Here is an 18,152-nt window from a genome sequence, read left to right on the forward strand (position 1 = left end):
GCCGACGAGGATGCCCAGCAGGTACCCGATACCTGCGGCGACGAGCATCGTCGTGCTCATCGTGAGCGCAGCCGGAGGGACTTCATGCTTCCCATTGGCGCTCGCGATCGCGGCGTGGTCGGTCGAGGTCGGCAGGCATCCACCGAATCGGGGATGAAGAGACCCTTGCCAGGTCCATTACATCGATGTAATAGTACGCGATGTAACGCACGTCACACCCCACCTCTGTGGCAAGGAGTCGCGATGGCACGTCGATCCACGATGCTCTCCAGACGCGGGCTGCTCACCGGAGCTGCTGCGATCGGCGGCGCAGCCGCCCTCTCCGGCGGTCTCTCGGCCTGCGGCGCCGCGGGCGCTGCCAGCGCCGCCAACCCGGACCAGCTCCAGTTCTGGACGCTGCTCAGCGGCGGTGACGGCGGCACCATGGCCGACATGGTCGCCAAGGCGACCGGGTCGGGCGCCGCGTACGACGTCAAGACCACCACCCTGGTCTGGGGCGAGCCCTACTACACGAAGCTCGCCATGGCCGCGACCGGCGGCCGGCCGCCCGAGCTCGCGATCATGCACGCCTCCCGCGTGCCCGGCTACGCGCCCGGAGGACTCCTCGACTCCTGGGACATCGGGCGTCTCGCGGAGCTCGGCGTGAGCCAGGACGACTTCCCCGAGGAGATCTGGAAGAAGGGCATGATCGGCGACAAGGTGTTCGCGGTCGCGCTCGACGCCCACCCGACGGTGCTGATGTTCAACCCCGAGATCTGCGACAAGGCAGGCGTCCTCGACAGCGACGGCCGGCTCCGGGAGACGGAGTCGCCCGAGGAGTTCATCGACCTCGTCGGCCAGGTCGGTGGTCAGACGAAGGGGGTGCCGCCGCTGTCGTACGGCTATCTCGGCGACGGCTCCCATATGTTCCGGCTCTTCTACACCTTCTACACCCAGCACGGCGCGTCGATGACGTTCCCCGAGGGCGGGAGAGCCGAGATCGACGACGACATCGCCGTCGAGTCGCTGGAGCTCATGCAGACGCTGCTCGACGGCAAGCTCGCGGTCCAGCGCAACGACTACGCCGCGGCACTCGCCGAGTTCGCGACCGGGCGGAGCGGGCTGCTGTTCACCGGCGTCTGGGAGCTCCGGTCCGTCAAGGAGGCCGGCGTGCCGTTCGACATGACCGCGATCCCGACCCTGTTCGGCACCCCGGCGGCGTACGCCGACTCGCACGCGTTCGTCCTGCCGCACCAGAACCAGGTCGACGAGCACCGTCGCGACCTGACCTACCGGTTCGTGGCCGACCTGCTCAAGGGTTCCTACGAGTGGGCGACCGCGGGCCACGTACCCGCCTATCTTCCGGTGACCCAGAGCCCGGAGTACGCGAAGCTGACCCCGCAGTCGCACTACGCCGACGTCGCCGAACGGGTCAACTACGACCCGGCGGCCTGGTTCACCGGGTCGGCCTCCAACTTCCACTCCAACTTCGGCAACGCGATCCAGCCGGCGCTGATGACGGGGAAGGGCGCGCCGGGAGCGATCGACGCGTTCCGCACCCGGGTCGACCGATTGCTCAAGACCCAGAACCCGGTCGACCCCGATGGGACGTGGACGCCATGACCGCCGCCGTCGAGACACCGCTCGCACGAGCAGCGGCGAGCCGTCCGAGAACGACGACGACCGCCGGACCCAGCCGCGAACGCCTGGTGAGCTGGGCGTTCCTGGCGCCGTTCCTGATCGCGTTCGCGCTCTTCCTGGTCTGGCCGCTCGTGCACGGCCTGTATCTGAGCTTCACCAACCAGTCACTCACGGGCGCAGGGGGCTCGTGGGCAGGGCTCGACAACTACCAGGAGGCGCTGACCGACCCGACGATGTGGCGGGCGCTGCGTACGACCGTCTGGTTCACCGTCGTCTCTACGATCCCGCTGGTGCTCCTCGCGCTCGTGATGGCGCTGCTCGTCCACCGCGGGCTGCCGGGGCAGTGGCTGTGGCGGCTGTCGTTCTTCATGCCGTTCCTGCTCGCCTCGACGGTCGTCTCGCAGATCTGGGTGTGGATCTTCAACCCGGACATCGGCGCAGCCAACTCCGTCCTCGGCGCGATCGGGATCGAGCCGCTCGCGTGGCTCCAGGACCCGGCCGTGAACCTCTACGCGATCGTCATCGCCACCGTGTGGTGGACGGTCGGGTTCAACTTCCTGCTCTATCTCGCCGCGCTGCAGAACATCCCGGACCAGCACTACGAGGCCGCGGCGCTCGACGGCGCCGGGCCGTGGCGCCAGCTCTGGTCGATCACGCTGCCGCAGCTGAACTCGGCGACCGTGCTCATCGTCATGCTGCAGATCCTGGCGTCGCTGAAGCTGTTCGACCAGGCGTACCAGATGCTCATCGGGGTCTCGACGGACACGACCAGGCCGATCGTGCAGTACATCTACGAGTCCGGGTTCGTCGGCTACCGCTTCGGCTACTCGGCCGCCATCTCGTACGTCTTCTTCGCGCTCATCGTCATCGTGGGCGTCTTCCAGATGACCGCCATGAACCGGAGGAGGAACCTGTCATGAGATCTCGACAAGCTCGATCACCGGGGGAGAAGAGGTTCGGCATCGGCCGGATCGTCGCGTTCGTGGCGCTCGCGCTGATGGCTGTCGGCTGGCTGCTGCCGTTCCTGTGGGCGGTCGCCACCGCGTTCAAGACCGAGACGGATGCCGCGTCCGAGTCGGGCTGGATCGGCGGCGACGGCCTGACGACCGAAGCATTCAGCGCCATGCTCGAGAACGGCAACGTGTGGATCTGGGCGCTCAACAGCCTGTGGACCTCGCTGGTCATCACGGTGCTGACCGTGACGATCTCCGCCCTGGCGGCGTACGCCTTCTCGCGGCTGCGCTTCCCGGGTCGCCGCTGGCTCTTCGCCGTGATCGTGGCGGCGATCATCATCCCGCCGCAGGTGCTGATCATCCCGCTCTTCTACGAGATGCTCACGTTCAACCTGATCGACACCCCGTGGGGCCTGATCCTCCCGCAGATCGTGGCGCCGGCGATGGTGTTCATCCTCAAGCAGTTCTTCGACGGGGTGCCGATCGAGCTCGAGGACGCCGCCCGCGTGGACGGCGCCAGCCGGCTGCGGGTGTTCTGGTCGATCGTGCTGCCGCTGTCGCGCCCGGTCATGGCGGCGGTCGCGATCTTCGTGTTCATCAACGCCTGGAACAACTTCCTGTGGCCGTTCCTGGTCATCAACGACACCAACCTGATGACGCTGCCGACCGGGCTGCAGACCGTCATCGACGCCCACGGCATCCAGTACGCCCAGACGATGGCCCAGGCCGTCCTGGCCGCGCTGCCGCTGATCGTCGTCTTCCTGTTCTTCCAGCGCCAGATCGTCAAGGGTGTTGCCACCACCGGCTTCGGTGGCAGGTAGCCCCGGCCGAGATCGACAGACCGCACGAGTCACACGACAAGGAGCTCCATGACCCGCGCACGTATCACCATCGACCGCGACTTCACGATCGCCGACGTACCCCGACGCCTCTTCGGGTCGTTCGTCGAGCACATGGGGAGGTGCGTCTACACCGGCATCTACGAACCCGGCCACCCGACGGCCGACGACCGCGGCTACCGCAAGGACGTGCTCGAGCTCGTCCGGGAGCTGGGGCCGACGGTGGTGCGCTACCCCGGGGGAAACTTCGTCTCCGGCTACCGCTGGGAGGACGGGGTCGGGCCGGTCGCCGCGCGGCCCCGGCGCATCGACGGCGCCTGGCACACGATCGAGACCAACGAGTTCGGGCTCCACGAGTTCATGGGCTGGGCGCGGGAGGCAGGCGTCGAGGTGATGGAGGCGATCAACCTCGGTACGCGTGGGGTCGAGGAGGCGCGGGCGCTGGTCGAGTACGCGAACCATCCCGGTGGGACGTACTGGTCGGATCTTCGTCGGAAGAACGGGGCCGAGGAGCCCTTCGACATCAAGCTGTGGTGCCTGGGCAACGAGCTCGACGGGCCGTGGCAGATCGGGCACAAGACGGCCCATGAGTACGGTCGGCTGGCCCAGGAGACGGCCAAGGCGATGAAGCTCGTCGACGACTCGATCGAGCTGGTCGCGGTCGGCTCCTCGAACCGCTACATGGAGACGTTCGGCTCGTGGGAGCACACCGTGCTGACCCACGCGTACGACGAGATCGACTACATCTCGATGCACGAGTACTACCAGGAGCGCTCCGGCGACGCCGCCTCGTTCCTGGCCGAGGCGGTCGGGATGGACGCCTTCATCGACGGCGTCGTGGCGACCATCGACGCGGTCAAGGCGGCCGGCAAGCACACCAAGCAGGTCGACATCTCCTTCGACGAGTGGAACGTCTGGTACGCCGAGGGCCTCGACTCCGCCGACCAGATCCACCAGGTGAAGAAGGAGTGGCGCGAGCACCCGCGGCTGATCGAGGACGAGTACTCGGTCACCGACGCCGTGGTCGTCGGCTCGCTGCTCAACTCGCTCCTGCGTCACGGTGACCGGGTCCGGATCGCCAACCAGGCGCAGCTGGTCAACGTCATCGCCCCGATCCGCTCGGAGGAGGGCGGACCCGCCTGGCGGCAGACCATCTTCTGGCCCTTCGCCCGGATGGCCTCACTGGCCCGCGGGAAGATCCTCCGGCTCGCGGTCTCGGCCGACCAGATCGCCACCGAGAAGTTCGGCGACGTCGATGTCATCGACGCCGCCGCGACCTGGTCCGAGGCGGACGGTCGGGTCGCCCTCTTCGTCGCCAACCGGGGTCTCGACGAGGCCTCCGACGTGACGGTCGATCTGCGCGGGCTCGGGGTCGCGCAGGTGGCGGGTGCCGAGGTGCTCACCATCCCCGATGGCGGCGATCGGCACACGTCGAACGTCGAGTCGGCGCCCGACGCCGTCGGGCTGGTCCCGCTCACCGGGGTCGGAATCCAGGATGGCGCCGTGCACCTGGCCCTGCCGCCGCTGTCGTGGGCGGTCGTCGAGCTCGAGGTGGCGATGTCGTGATGGGCGGTGTCGTGGTGGGCGGTGTGACGGCTCGGCGATAACGTCTGCTTTTACTAGACGATGACGCTTTGTGAACCCGGGCGGACTCTAATGGTCGAAGCAATGGTTGGTCAGGCTGCTGGATTCAGCAGCTCGGCCAGCCGTTGGGCTGGCGTCTGTAGGTCAAGGGTAGGGCGTGGGCGTTGGTTGAGGGTGTCGGCGATGCGTTGGAGGTCGTGGGGCGTGTGGCGTGAGAGGTCGCTGCTCTTCTCGAACCAGTGTCTGAGGAGCCGGTTGGTGTTCTCGTTGGATCCTCGTTGCCAGGGCGAGTGTGGATCGGCGAAGTAGATGGTGGTGCCGAGCTCGACCTGGATGTGCTGGTAGCGGGCCAGTTCAAGGCCACGGTCCCAGGTGATCGAGCGTCGTAGGTGCTCGGGCAGCGCGCCCATCTCGCGGATCATTGCTTTGGCAACGGTCTCGGCGTCGTGGCGACCGGGCAGGTGGAGCAGGATCACGAACCGGGTGGTGCGTTCGACCAAGGTGCCGATCGCCGAGCCGTTCCCGCTCCCGAGGATCAAGTCGCCCTCCCAGTGCCCCGGAACGGCCCGGTCAGCGACCTCGGCAGGTCGTTGACTGATCTTGAATGCCTCTGCGTAGGCATTCTTGCTGGGGTCATGGCTGAGGCGGCCGCGCGGTTTGCGGGACTTGCGCCGAGTGGAGAGGCATCGATGCAGATCGGCTCGGAGCTGACCTCGGGTTTGAACATAGAGCGCCCGGTAGATCGTCTCGTGACTCACCCGCCCCATCCTCGCAGCCGGATCGACACCAGGGTGATCGGTACGCAACACCGTCGCGATCAGCCCCGGTGACCAGCCCTGGTCCATCCAGGCCTCGATCAGCCGACACAGGTGCGGGTTCGCGGCCAGCTTGAACTCCTTGGGCCGCCGGCGGCGCTGGCGGGCTGCCCGATGAGCCATCTCGGCGCGGTAGACACCATCGCTGCCGGTGTTGCGGGCGACCTCGCGGCACACCACCGACCTATCCCGCCCGATCACCGCGGCGATCTTGGCCTGCGACCACCCATCGACCAGTCCCGCAGCGATCACCGCCCGGTCCTGGCTGGTCAAGCAACGCCGCTGACGTCGCGGGCTATCCACGCCGGGATCACTCGGCAGCGCCGCTCCCAGCCCGCCCCGTAACGCGCCCGGCTCAAGTGGAATCAGCACCGAACAAGCCTGATGCCACCACTGCACCGCCGTCGGTTTCGACACCCCGACTACAACAGCCGCGCCACTCGCACTCCACCCCGCACAGATCAGATCCACGACCCGGACTCGAACCTCAGGCGAGAACACCTTCGGCATGACAACGCTCCTCTTCCTCAGCGTTGCTTCGACCGTCTGATTCCGCCCCCGTTCACTGGCAAGGACCCGACGTCCTCAGTGTCATCGTCTAGTAAAAGGCCCGGTGCCGGGCGTCTCCGAGTACGTCGTGGAGGTTGACCTTGACCCTCAGTGAGGACCGACTCCTCCGGCTGGCGGAGCAGATCAGCGAGAAGGCGGGCGCCAGGTTCGTGCTCGGGATCGTTGGTCCACCGGGGGCGGGCAAGTCGACGTTGTCGGAGCGGCTGCGGGACGTACTCAACGAAGACGGAAACGTCGCGGTGGTGGCGCCGATGGACGGGTTCCACCGGAGCAACGCGGAGCTCGACGCGATGGCCGCGCGAGCGCGCAAAGGGGAGCCGGACACCTTCGACGCCGAGGCGTATGTGGCGGCGCTGCGCAAGGTGCGGAACCGGGAGCGAGTCGAGTGGCCGACGTTCAGCCGGGTCACCGACGAACCCGTCCCGGGTGGGGTCGTGATCGAGGACGAGCCGGTCGTGATCGCCGAAGGCAACTACCTGCTGCTGGAGGACGGGCCGTGGAAGGACGTACGCAGCCTGCTGGACGAGGTTTGGTTCGTCGATGTCCCGGACGACGTCCTGGTGCCGAGGCTGTTCGAGCGGTTCCTCGCCGGCGGGAGGTCACGGGAGGAGGCGGAGGCGAAGATCGCCGCGAGCGATCTGCGCAACGCCGCGCTGGTGCGGGCGACGCGGGATCGGGCGGATCTCGTGCTGTGAGATCAGCCCTCGGAGACCGCGCAGTCGATGAGGAAGGCCATCAGCTCGGTGGCGTCGTCGGTCTCGAAGAGCGTGTCGAGGGCGTGGTCGAGCTCGAGGCGCCGGACGTGGGGGATCGTGATGGCGTCGAAGCCGTTCGAGATCAGGATGCCGGTCATCATCAGCAGGGCGGTGCGCTCGTTGGCGCCGGCGTAGAACCGGGTACGGGCGGCGGAGCAGAAGTAGATCAGCGCCTGGAGCCGCGGGTCGTCGGTCTCGGCAAGGCGCTCCTGCAGCGCCGCGAAGCGGGTGCGGAGCAGCTCGCTGCCGCTGCGGCGCAGGGTGCCCTCGCCGCGAAACCTCCCCGCGTCGGCCGATTCGTGGCGGGCGAGGATCCGGTTGAGGCGGTCGGACGTCGATTTGTCGATATGGAACCTGCCGTAGCCGACCAGGTCGCGGAGCGCGCCGTACGCCTCGCTGAGCGCCAGCACCTGCAACTCGTCCTCGGCGCTACGGCCTCCGACGGTGATGCCGGCGAGGAGCGTGCGAACCTCGGGAAGGGTGAAGCCGTTGCCCTCGAGCCGCGCGGCGTGCCAGACCAGCTCGGGCAGGCTCGCCCGGAACCGCCGCCAGGCGACCTCGGCGTCGCTCGGGCGGATGCGGTCGGTGTCGACCTCGGTCCACCACACGCCGGTGTCGCGGATCTGGGCGTCGCGGTCCGGGACCTCCCGGTAGCTGTCGGACGTGGCGATCTTGCGGGCGGCGTACGTCTCGGGGTCGGGCGCCCAGCGGGGCTGCTTCGTCACCATGTCCGGATCTCCTGGCGGGCGCGATCCGCGGCATCGCCGCCGACCGAGATGGCATCGACGACGATCTGGATCGGGGCCGCGTAGATCACCCGATCGCGCTCGAACGTGCCGAGGAACAGGTCGGGTTCGGCGGCGGCGACGACCACGGTGGAACGGTGCGGTGCCGATGCCGGTCGGAGCGTTCCGCCGGCCAGCAGCGGGCGGAGAGCGCTCGGATCCTCACACCACAGGACCGAGATCCGGGGGATGGTCTCGTCGAAGGACGGGAGGTCCAGACCGGCCGCGCCGGAGAGCGCCCAGCGTGCGCCCGAGGCGTCGCCGGCGGAGGCGAGCCGGCCGACGGTGGCCTCACCGCTGAGCCGGATCGCGTCCGACCGATGGAGGACACCGGAGGCACGCGCCGCCTCCTCGATGATCTGGATCGCGTCGCCGTCGGCCCAGGTGTCGAGCTGGTCGGCCCACCTGTCGATCTCGGCGTCCACCTCGGTCGGGTAGTGCTCGTCGAGGATGGCGCGCGCCGCCGCGGCTGCTGCCGACGAGGCCAGCGGCGCGGCGCTCATCGTCAGGTCGAGGCCGGCAGCGGCGGTGATGTGGTGGAGCGTCGCGACCGACGGGCTGACCTGTCCGTTGAGGATCCGATGGATCGTGGACGGGGCCACCCCTGCGCGCGCAGCCACCTGGCGGGCGTTGAGGCCCGAGTGCTCGATGCAGTCGGCGACCAGGCGGCCGACGTCCTGTTCCATATATGCAACCCTACGACGGCTTGTCGCATATCTGGAACAGGCGCGGCGGCGTACCTTCTTCTAAGGTGAGCGCCATGACGCGACCGATCACGCTGCTTGTCGAGGGGGAGTCGGACAAGGCTCTGGTGGAGGCGCTGGCGCCGCGGTACGGGGTCGAGCTGACCGAGCTCGGGATCGAGGTCGTCTCCATGGGCGGCGCCGGGAACGCGGGGCGGTTCATCCGGGAGAAGACGGCGGCGGGGCGCCGGGTCGGCGGCCTCTACGACGAGGCCGAGGAGCACTTCGTCACCAACGCGCTCGGCCGTCAGGTCGGCGAGGACCTCTCCGGGCAGGGCTTCTTCGCGTGCCGGCGCGACCTCGAGAACGAGATGATCCGAGCGATCGGGGCGGCGCGGATCGTCGAGATCCTCGAGGCCAACGGCGAGGGCGGCAAGTTCCGTACGCTGCAGAACCAGCCCGAGCACCGCGGCGAGGAGGTCGCCGACCAGCTGCACCGCTTCTTCGGCACCGCGTCCGGACGCAAGATCCGCTACGGCACGATCCTCGGCGAGGCCGTCGAGCTCGAGCACATCCCGGACCCGCTCATCGGGCTGCTGACGTGGTGCTGGGGCTGACGCCCGCGTCTGCGAGCTAGGGCTCCATGTCGTCGTGGACGACGACGCGGGAGAGCTCGATGGTTCCGTCGGGACACTTCCAGAAGTGCAGCCGGCGGGCGCTAGGCGTGTGGATCTGCATCGAGACCCGGTAGCAGACCGCGCCGTCGGGGCGGGACTGTGGCGCGGCGTTGCCCCCGGCAGAGGTACGCAGCTGGTGCAGCTCGCGCCCGGTCGACTGCTCCGCGAGGCCGGTGAGCACCTCCATGACCACGTCGGCGATCTTGTCGACGGTGATCCCCTCGAGCGCGTCGACGCTGTCGAGGAACCGCTCGCCGATCGCGAAGTCCGGCAGCGGCCGGGTCGGCTGCTCCCCGACCGGAATCCGGCGGGCCCAGGCGGCCTCGACCAGGTGACGGAAGCCGCGCTCGCGGTCGGCGAAGACGGGCAGGGCGACGCCGGGCGGCGCGGTGCGCTGCTTGGCGCGGCGCAGCTGGGAGCGCATCCGGGCCAGCTCGGCATCGCGGGTCTCGACCTGACGCGCGGCTCGCGCCAGATCCTTGGCGAACTGCACCCGCTCGTTGCGCAGCCCGGAGACCTGGTCGCGGAGCTCGGTCAGCTCGGCCTCGAGGTGGGCCTTCTCGGCCTTGATCGCGGTGACCTGCAGCGACATCGACTGCACCGCGGCCTTCTTCGCCGGCGCCTGCTCCTTCTCGGGCATCGGCGAGGGCTCGGGCGGAGGCGCCGGCCGGACCGCGCGGACCGGGTCTCCCTTGCGCCGCGGCATCATCGCTGGACTCGGGATCGCCGCCCTGGCCGGAGCCTCGGCAGCGGGCTCGGAAGCCGTCTCGACCGTCAGGACCGGCTCGGCCACCGCAGCCACCTCGGCGACCTCAGCAGGCGCGGGATCGACGTGCTCGACGACCGCGGGCGGCGGAGCATCCGGGTCGAGCCAGGGCGGGCCACCGGCGTACAGGGCCAGAGCCTCACGGGCCGTGTCATGCTCACGGACCTCGCGCAGCGACAGCCGCCACTTGGGTCCGGTGGCGACGACTCGCGCGAGCACGACCTCACCCGGGGTGAGGAGCGCCTGGAGGTCGTCGTCGGGGTCGTCGGTCACGTCCGAGCGGAAGAGCTCGACGGTGACGTCGGGGTGCAGGCGCAGGTCGGCCGAGCCGGCCAGCACGGAGCGGACCTCGGCAGGGACGACGTCCCCGGCGGCGTACGTCTTCAGTGCCTCTTCTGCGGTGGGGCGGCTCTCCCGGATGTCGAGCCAGCGCGACTTCTTCTCCAGGACGCCGTCGACGTGCATGCCGGGGGCGAGGACGCGCTCGATCGGCACCCCGGCCTGGGCGAGTTGGGGCGGGACCGAGGCCATGTCGCCACCACCGAGGTCGACCAGCGCGCGCTCGCTCACGATCGAGAGCACCGTGCCGGCGCGGCGCTCGCGGGTGGAGGCGGTGCGCGCGCTGTCGAAGAGGCCTGCCGCTGCGGCCATGTCGAGGGCGTCGTCGATGAGCTGACCGGTGAGCTTCTTGCCCTCGGACCTGCTCCATGCGAACCGCAGCGGCGCCTGCTTCAGGTCGATGTTCCACGCCAGGCCGACCGGGTAGACCCGGCCGGCGCCGCCGTAGACCTGCGTGCCGGGCGTCATCTTGTTGGAGAAGGCCCAGGTGTGCCCGCCGGTGGTGACCAGGTAGAGGTCGGCGAGGTCGCCGATCTCGGCGGCGATCCGCTCGACGTCGGCGTAGGGATCGGTATGTCCTGACGCGACGGTCACCACCACCGTCGGCCTCGTGCGGGAGTCGCCGTTGAGCAACGCCGCCAGCGCCTCGGCCTCGGACGTGTTCGTCACGCGTTTGATCGCAGACATGCCCCTCCTTTCACAAAAACGTACAGCGAACGGAAAGCGGACCTACGTCAACGACCCGGCCTTTGACGGAGCATTCGAGGAAGCCGATACCCGGGGCGGGTGTCAATGACGCAGGCGTGTCATATTTGCCTCGCCAACCTGTCTAGGGCTGTGACGCTTTTACGACATTGGTAGGTATCTGCCGCACTCCGGCGCCCCGAATGACTGCGCCTGTAACAAATCTGGAGAACGGTTTCCCGTGGCAATAATCGATCCGTCCGCATTACCCGGGAAATGTGCACGATCTGTTCACGGGCTCTGCCGACGGTTTCCGCAAGGAGACCCACCTTGAGATATTCACGCCTCGGCCGATCGGCCGTAGCAGCCACAGGCATACTCGCCGCAGCGGCTGCGATGCTTGCCACCCCCGCATTCGCCGGCACCCCTACAGCCGACGACAAGGCCCCCGCGGCCAAGCTCACGTCCACCCTCGAGTCGAAGTTCGAGAAGTCGGACTCGACCGACTTCTGGCTCCGGTTCTCCGACAAGGCCAACCTCGGCCCCGCTTCCTCCATCAAGGACTGGACCAAGCGTGGTCAGTACGTCGTCGACGCGCTCGAGAAGACGGCGAAGGCATCTCAGACCGGCGCCGTCGCCGAGCTCGAGGCCGCCAAGGTGAACTACAAGACGTACGCGATCTCGAACGCGATCCTGGTGAAGGACGGCTCCGAGGACCTGGCGCTGAAGCTGGCCGCCGACCCGGAGATCAAGACCGTCCACGAGCGGGCCAAGCTCTCGCTCGTGGAGCCGGTCAAGGAGGAGGCCGCCACCAAGGCGCCGCAGGGCATCGAGTGGGGCATCGACTTCATCAACGCTCCTGAGGCCTGGGCACAGGGCGCCACCGGCGCCGGCATCGTCGTCTCCAGCGTCGACTCCGGCACCGACTACACCCACCCGGCCCTGGTGAACCACTACCGCGGCAACAACGGTGACGGCACCTTCACCCACGACTACAACTGGTTCGACGCCTACGGCGACTGCTCCAGCGGTCCTTGCGACCTCGACGGCCACGGCACCCACACCATGGGCACCATGGTCGGCGACGACGGCGCCGGCAACCAGATCGGTGTCGCGCCCGACGCCGAGTGGATCGAGACCAACGGCTGCTGCGGCACCGACGCCGGTCTCCTCGACTCGGGCTGGTGGCTCCTGGAGCCGACCGACGCCGACGGGGCGAACCCGGACGTGTCCAAGCGTCCGCACGTCATCAACAACTCCTGGGGCTGGAACGGCGTCGGCTACATCGACTCCTTCTTCGACGACGTGAACGCCGCCTGGAACGCAGCCGGCCAGTTCTCCTCGTGGGCCTCGGGCAACCCGGGTTCCATGTGCCAGGGGACGTCCTCCCCGGGCGCGAACACGCTCACCTACTCGGTGGGTGCGGTCGACTCCTCCGGCGCCGTCGCCTCCTTCTCCGGCCGTGGCCCGGGTCAGGACGGTCTGACGAAGCCCAACATCGCGGCGCCGGGCGTGAACGTACGCTCCTCCGTCCCCGGTGGTGGGTACGCCAACTACAACGGCACCTCGATGGCCGCCCCGCACCTCGCGGGCGCCGTCGCCGCGCTGTGGAGCTACAACCCCACCCTGATCGGCAACGTCGAGGAGACCCGTCGCCTGCTCAACGAGGCGGCGACCGACGTCGACGACACCACCTGCGGTGGCACCGCCGAGAACAACAACGTGTACGGCGAGGGCTACCTCGACCTGGCGCGCCTGATCGCCCTGGCTCCGGCCGAGGGCGGTACGGTCGCCGGCACCGTCACCAGCGTCGGCGACCCGATCGAGGGCGCGACCGTCGAGCTCGACGGTGAGGCTCTCGACCGCACCCTCACGACCGACGCCGAGGGCCACTTCTCGGCCGACGTCTACGTCGGTGACTACGAGGTGACCACCTCCGCCTTCGGCTTCGTCACCGAGACCGGGTCCGCGACGGTCACCGAGGACGCCACCACGACCGTCGACTTCGACCTCGCCGAGGCCACGAAGTACACGGTCAGCGGCAAGGTCACCAACGCCAGCACCGACGCCCCGATCGCGGGGGCCGAGGTCCAGCTGTCGCCGGGCAACCTGTCCGCGACCTCGGGCGCCGACGGGACCTACTCGTTCGCGGGCGTCCCGGAGGGGACGTACACGATCTTCACCGAGGGGTCCGGCTGCGCCGAGGCGACGAGCGCCGAGCTCGTCGTCGGGGGCAACAAGACCTACAACGTGAAGGTGGTCTTCTCCTACGACGACTACGGCTACTTCTGCTCGGAGGGTTCGAGCGGCGTACGCTCCGGCACCACCGCGCTCGGGCTCGAGGGTGACGACGCGGCCGCCTCGGTCGACCTGCCGTTCAGCTTCCCGCTCTACGGCGGCAGCTACGCGAAGGCGTACGTGGCCTCCAACGGTCACGTGAACTTCCTCGCCTCCAGCACCGCCTACGGCAACGGGGCGATCCCGTCCACGGCCGTACCGAACGCCGCGATCTATCCCTTCTGGGACGACCTCGACTCCCGAGGCGCGGCTGACGTGTTCACCGGTGCGACGACGGTCGGGGGTGAGGATGCGTTCGTCATCGAGTGGCGCGACGTCTTCCCGCTGAACGGCTCGGACCAACTGCTCGACTTCTCGGTCACCCTCTTCGAGGACGGCCGGGTCGAGCTGGGATACGGGGACCTGCCCAGCACGGATCGGGGACGCGGCAACTCGGCCACGATCGGTATCGAGAACGCCGCCGGCACGATCGCCACGCAGTTCTCCCTCAACACCGCGTCGCTGAGCGACAACAAGTCGATCACCTTCGACCTGGCTCCGATGGGCACGGTCTCCGGTGTCGTCAAGGACTACAACACCAAGGAGGGCATCGACGGCGCCGAGGTCACCCTGACCCCGACCGCCGGTGGGTCCGCCAAGACGATCGAGACCGGCGCCGACGGCTCCTACAGCGTCGACCTGGTGACCGGTAAGTACGGCGTGAGCTTCACCGCGCCCGACTACGAGGCCATCAGCCGCAACCTCACCGTCGCCGAGGACACCACGCTCACCTCCAACGCCCAGCTCAAGGCCGGCCGCCTCGCCGTCACCCAGACGGCGCTGAACGCCAGTCTCGCGATGGGCGGCTCGGTCTCGCGCAACCTGAAGATCACCAACAACGGGTCCGCGCCCGCCGAGGTCGATCTGGGTGCCACCGGCGAGGAGGTCGTCATCCAGGGTGACAAGACCGCCGCGGCCGGCGTCACCAAGAGCCCCACCAAGAAGGCCACCGAGGTCAAGACCAAGGCGGGCGCCGGCTCCAAGGCGTCCGGCCTGACCTCGTCGAAGTCGGGGAGCAAGCTCGGCTCGTCGGGTCAGCCCTCGGTCACGGCGCTCGCGCCGACCCCCGCGGGTGAGACGACCCTGTCCCACTCGAGCTCGCACGAGGTCGTGCAGGCCAGCTCGGTCGCGTGCCCCTCGGGGACCACGACCATCCTGCGCACCTACTCACCGGGTGACTTCGGGATCTCCGGCGGATTCACGCCCACCAGCGTGAGCTTCGCGGTCCAGGAGTCGGCCAACGGGAGCACGCCGGTGACGGCGACGCTCTACACGCTGCCGGCGGGCGCTGCGTTCACCTTCGCCAACCTGACCCCGATCGGGTCGGGCACCACGACGGTGACCAGCGACTTCGGGGCGACCTACACGGTGCCGATCGCGGCGTCCGCGGAGATCGCTCCTGACGACATCCTGGTCGTCTCGGTCGCAGGTGGCGCGGTCTACTTCGGCGGCAACCCCGCCGCCGAGACGTCGCCGACCTACCTGGCCTCCGACGCCTGCGGTACGCCGGAGCCGACCGACGCCGCGGAGCTCGGGTTCCCCGACTCCAACATCATCCTCGATGTGACCGGTGAGGCCGGGGGCGGTGGTGGCGTCGCGTGGCTGGACGTCCAGCCGCCGTCGTTCACCCTGGCGCCGGGCAAGTCGGTCACCGCGATCACCACGTTCGCCGCCACGGTCGACCAGCCGGGCACCTACACGGCCGACGTGGTCATCGGGAACGACACGCCCTACACCGTGGCGCCGGTCCCGGCGACCATGATCGTGAAGGCGCCCGCGGGCTGGGGCAAGGTCACGGGCACGGTGACGGGCTCGGGTGAGCCGCTCGAGGGTGCGGTCGTGGCCCTGGACGGCATCTCCTACGACGTGACGCTGAGGACGGACGCGGACGGCACCTACGGGTACTGGATGCAGAAGTCCAACGCGCCCCTCCAGGTGGTCGTCGCGGCCGACGGGTTCGTCCCGGCGACCAAGAAGGCGCAGATCGTGGCCGGTCAGACGACCGTCTACGACTTCGACCTGAAGCCGCTCGACTAGCTCGACAGCGGGGCCCCGGACACCGGTCGGTGTCCGGGGCCCTGTCGTGATTGTGTGGAACAGGCTCGCTGCGGAGCTCGATTGTCGGTGCTCCGGTGTACGATCGCCGCGCCTGCGAGAACGACCCCCTAATCAGCCCTTATGCCTCATTCCTCCATGCCGGCCGTCGCCGAGATCCTCCGAGTCCGGGCTCCGTTGAGCCTGCAGGTGCTCCGTGCTGCGCTGAAAGGCAAACGCGTCCTGCTGACCGAGGCCGAGCTCCTCGAGGTGCTCGGGTCCGGCGGCTTCGTCGAAGGCCCGTCCGGGCAGTGGAGCCTGGCGCCGGCGGCGCCTGCTGTTCCGCCCGTAGTGCCTGCTGCTTCGCCCGCCGCGCCGGTGAGGTTCAACCAGTCGAGCCTGGCCTCGCGTTTCGGGGTCGAGGGGGACGTACTCCTCAAGGTGCTGGACGCGCTGGTCACCGACCACCCCGAGGTCAACTGGGGTGCGCTGCGGGACCGACTGACCTCCGGCGCCGACGTCGCGGTCTCCGACCGCACTCTCGGCCTGCTCGAGGAGGGCGTACGCCGCTTCGAGGTCGCCCGGCTGCGGGCCGAGAAGCAGGCGGCCGAGGAGCGCGCCCGAGAGGCCGAGCGGCGCCGTGAGCTGCAGCAGCTGGCCGAGAGCGAGGTCGCGATGCTGCGTGCCGAGCTCGACGACGAGCGGCGGCGAGCCCACGACGCGGCGCTCGAGCGGGACCGGCTGCGGCAGGAGGCCGAGAAGCTGGTCGCGCTGAAGGAGCAGGAGACGGCCGCGTGGGTGGCCACCCCCGCGGGCGGCTGGATGCTCGACCTCGGCGCGCCGGAGACCTTCGGCGAGGAGAAGCTGCGCCAGGCGCTCGGCCAGCTCGAGTCGGCGCTGGTGGTGCTCAACGTGAGCATCGGGTCGCGGGAGCTCGAGGCGGTCGTGGTGCATCCAGGTGGGGTCGCGGTCATCGAGCAGCACGACATCCCCTCGACCGCCGGCATGGTCGAGGTGCCGGCCGCCGGTGCGGCGTCCGTCGACGGCCGCCCGCTGGAGGTCGCCGATCCGCGTGCCGATGTGCTCGCCGCCGTACGCCTTCTTCAGAAGACCGCTTCCCTCGACCTCGCCTACCTGCCCGTGCTCGCCTTCCAAGGACCCGCCGAAGCCGAGGGCGAGGACGTGCTCGTCTGCCTCACCGCCGAGGTCGACCTTGCGGTCGACGACATGCTCCACTCCCAGGCCTCGCGGGTCTCGGCCGAGGCCGCGGTGGCGTTGCTGGCCAAGCTCGGGGTCCCAGAGCTCCCCCAGCCACCCTCAGGCTTCTGACCCCCTGCCGAGGCGGCAGTTACGTCGGCCGAGACGGCAGTTGCGTCGGCCGAGTTGGCAGTTGCGTCGGCCGAGTTGGCACGTATGTGCGCACTCGAACGACCTAAGTGACGCTTCGGCCGACGTAGCTGACGTCTCGGCGGGTCAGATCAGGCCGGCGGCGCGAGCGGCATCGGCGTAGGCGGCGGCGAGGGTGGGAACGGTCTCGTGGGCGTTGAGGCCGGAGGGGTTGGGTACGACCCAGAGCTCGGCGCCGGCCAGCGGCTCGGGCTGGCGGCCCTGCTTGGCCTTGGGACGGTTGAACGCGGTCCGGTAGGCGGTGATCCCGGCGATGGCGACGACCGCTGGTTTCCTGCGTGCGACCAGGGAGAACAGCTCGGCGCCGCCCTCCTTGAGCTCGGGGTTGGAGAGCTCGGAGGCCTTGGCCGTGGCGCGTCGGACGATGTTGGTGAAGCCGATGCCTCGGCCCCGGAAGTAGTCGCGGTCCTCCGGTGTCATCCCGGCGGAGGCGTCGATCGGGCGGGTGGTGATCCCGGCGCGGAAGATCGCCGGGTAGAACCGGTTGAGCGGGTGCGCGAAGTGGGTCTGGGTAGCTGCGGTCCACAGGCCGGGGTTGATGCCGACGAAGAGGAGGCGCAGCGGCTGGTCGTCTGCGGGAAGGAGGTCGGGGACCGAGGCGCCGTAGTAGGTCTGGAGCTCGGCCTGGGTGAAGCGGGCCACGGCGTGATCTTTCCATCTCGGTAACGACCGGGCGGTCGGGGGTGCAACAGCCGGGTGCCGTGGGGAGTATGTGAAATATGCACCCCACGCGTCTTCTCCCACTCGCACTCGCTGCGACGGCGCTCCTGCTCACCGCCTGCGGCACCTCCGACGAGGCGAGCGACCCGGGCTCGAGCCCGTCGCCCTCGACCTCCTCCCCGCCGGCCTCCTCCCCGCCGGCCTCGGCCTCGCCCTCGCCGTCAGGGACCCCGAAGCCGAAGCCGCAGCCCGAGCCGTCCCGCCCGCCGAGCTCGGAGAAGCCCGTACGCGGCCTGGTCTCCGCCGGCGGCGCGGCCGAGGGCGACCTGGAGAAGACCGCGACCCCGCTTCCGGACCAGGCTGCGATCAAGGCGTACGCAGCCACCCTCGGCACCTCGCTCCAGGAGTCCTTCACCACGAAGGCGACCACGCTGCTCGCGCACGTCCCGGTGGGGCAGCGGCTCTATGCCCAGACGGTCTACGACGGCTGCGAGGCGCCGGACCCGGCGACCATCACGGCAACGGCCTCCGGTGGCGAGGTGGTTCTCGAGGTCACCCCGCCGAAGAGCACCAAGATCCAGTGCCTGGTGGCCGAGCGATCGGTCGCGTTGCTGAGCACCGACCTGCCCGTCGGCTAACGTTCC

At 69.2% G+C, this 18,152-nt stretch carries 14 protein-coding genes; 9 read left to right on the forward strand and 5 right to left on the reverse strand.

What is annotated here, in order from left to right:
• Positions 1-243 precede the first annotated feature (243 nt).
• The 4 genes from ABZ796_RS14320 to ABZ796_RS14335 are packed head-to-tail and all read left to right on the forward strand — an operon-like array spanning position 244 to position 4,978.
• Positions 244-1,602: an extracellular solute-binding protein gene (locus ABZ796_RS14320; protein WP_357337648.1), complete on the forward strand. Its 1,359-nt coding sequence runs from the start codon at positions 244-246 to the stop codon at positions 1,600-1,602.
• The gene (locus tag ABZ796_RS14325) at positions 1,599-2,540 is read left to right on the forward strand and encodes a sugar ABC transporter permease (RefSeq protein ID WP_357337649.1); all 942 of its coding nucleotides are present in this window, start codon (positions 1,599-1,601) and stop codon (positions 2,538-2,540) included. The genes ABZ796_RS14320 and ABZ796_RS14325 overlap by 4 nt, the downstream gene beginning before the upstream one ends.
• Positions 2,537-3,394, forward strand: a complete 858-nt coding sequence (locus ABZ796_RS14330) for a carbohydrate ABC transporter permease (protein ID WP_357337650.1) — start codon at positions 2,537-2,539, stop codon at positions 3,392-3,394. Before ABZ796_RS14325 ends, ABZ796_RS14330 begins: the two co-directional genes overlap by 4 nt.
• 48 nt (positions 3,395-3,442) lie before the next feature.
• Positions 3,443-4,978 (forward strand): alpha-N-arabinofuranosidase, encoded by a 1,536-nt coding sequence (locus ABZ796_RS14335; protein WP_357337651.1) that lies wholly within the window; start codon positions 3,443-3,445, stop codon positions 4,976-4,978.
• A gap of 110 nt (positions 4,979-5,088) precedes the next feature.
• Here ABZ796_RS14335 and ABZ796_RS14340 read toward each other — a convergent pair whose 3' ends face one another.
• The gene (locus ABZ796_RS14340) at positions 5,089-6,321 is read right to left on the reverse strand and encodes an IS30 family transposase (RefSeq protein ID WP_357337652.1); all 1,233 of its coding nucleotides are present in this window, start codon (positions 6,319-6,321) and stop codon (positions 5,089-5,091) included.
• A gap of 140 nt (positions 6,322-6,461) precedes the next feature.
• Here ABZ796_RS14340 and ABZ796_RS14345 point away from each other — a divergent pair, with 140 nt between their 5' ends.
• Positions 6,462-7,076, forward strand: a complete 615-nt coding sequence (locus ABZ796_RS14345; RefSeq protein ID WP_357337653.1) for a nucleoside/nucleotide kinase family protein — start codon at positions 6,462-6,464, stop codon at positions 7,074-7,076.
• 2 nt (positions 7,077-7,078) lie between these two features.
• Here the strand turns inward: ABZ796_RS14345 and ABZ796_RS14350 are convergent, their stop codons facing one another.
• Together ABZ796_RS14350 and ABZ796_RS14355 are read right to left on the reverse strand one after the other, a co-directional pair.
• Positions 7,079-7,864 (reverse strand): hypothetical protein, encoded by a 786-nt coding sequence (locus ABZ796_RS14350; protein ID WP_357337655.1) that lies wholly within the window; start codon positions 7,862-7,864, stop codon positions 7,079-7,081.
• Positions 7,858-8,607, reverse strand: a complete 750-nt coding sequence (locus tag ABZ796_RS14355; RefSeq protein ID WP_357337656.1) for a helix-turn-helix transcriptional regulator — start codon at positions 8,605-8,607, stop codon at positions 7,858-7,860. The genes ABZ796_RS14350 and ABZ796_RS14355 overlap by 7 nt, the downstream gene beginning before the upstream one ends.
• Before the next feature lie 74 nt (positions 8,608-8,681).
• Between ABZ796_RS14355 and ABZ796_RS14360 the strand changes: the two genes are divergently transcribed.
• On the forward strand, positions 8,682-9,221 hold the full coding sequence (locus ABZ796_RS14360) for a TOPRIM nucleotidyl transferase/hydrolase domain-containing protein (protein ID WP_357337658.1): 540 nt from the start codon (positions 8,682-8,684) through the stop codon (positions 9,219-9,221).
• 16 nt (positions 9,222-9,237) lie between these two features.
• On the opposite strand, the gene ABZ796_RS14365 is transcribed toward ABZ796_RS14360, so the two are convergent.
• Positions 9,238-11,055 carry a hypothetical protein gene (locus tag ABZ796_RS14365; protein ID WP_357337659.1) on the reverse strand — a complete coding sequence of 606 codons (1,818 nt, stop codon included), beginning with the start codon at positions 11,053-11,055 and terminating at the stop codon, positions 9,238-9,240.
• Positions 11,056-11,466: 411 nt separating this feature from the next.
• On the opposite strand from ABZ796_RS14365, the gene ABZ796_RS14370 reads away from it, so the two are divergent.
• Positions 11,467-15,444, forward strand: a complete 3,978-nt coding sequence (locus ABZ796_RS14370) for a carboxypeptidase regulatory-like domain-containing protein (protein WP_357337660.1) — start codon at positions 11,467-11,469, stop codon at positions 15,442-15,444.
• 141 nt (positions 15,445-15,585) lie between these two features.
• Positions 15,586-16,770 (forward strand): hypothetical protein, encoded by a 1,185-nt coding sequence (locus tag ABZ796_RS14375; RefSeq protein WP_357337661.1) that lies wholly within the window; start codon positions 15,586-15,588, stop codon positions 16,768-16,770.
• Positions 16,771-16,914: 144 nt separating this feature from the next.
• Here ABZ796_RS14375 and ABZ796_RS14380 read toward each other — a convergent pair whose 3' ends face one another.
• A complete protein-coding gene (locus ABZ796_RS14380; protein ID WP_357337663.1) occupies positions 16,915-17,490 on the reverse strand; it encodes a mismatch-specific DNA-glycosylase in 576 nt (191 codons plus the stop codon).
• 77 nt (positions 17,491-17,567) lie between these two features.
• On the opposite strand from ABZ796_RS14380, the gene ABZ796_RS14385 reads away from it, so the two are divergent.
• Positions 17,568-18,146: a hypothetical protein gene (locus tag ABZ796_RS14385; protein WP_357337664.1), complete on the forward strand. Its 579-nt coding sequence runs from the start codon at positions 17,568-17,570 to the stop codon at positions 18,144-18,146.
• The last annotated feature ends 6 nt before the right edge of the window (positions 18,147-18,152 follow it).

The organism is Nocardioides sp. NPDC047086, from assembly GCF_040643685.1.
GTDB lineage: Bacteria > Actinomycetota > Actinomycetes > Propionibacteriales > Nocardioidaceae > Nocardioides.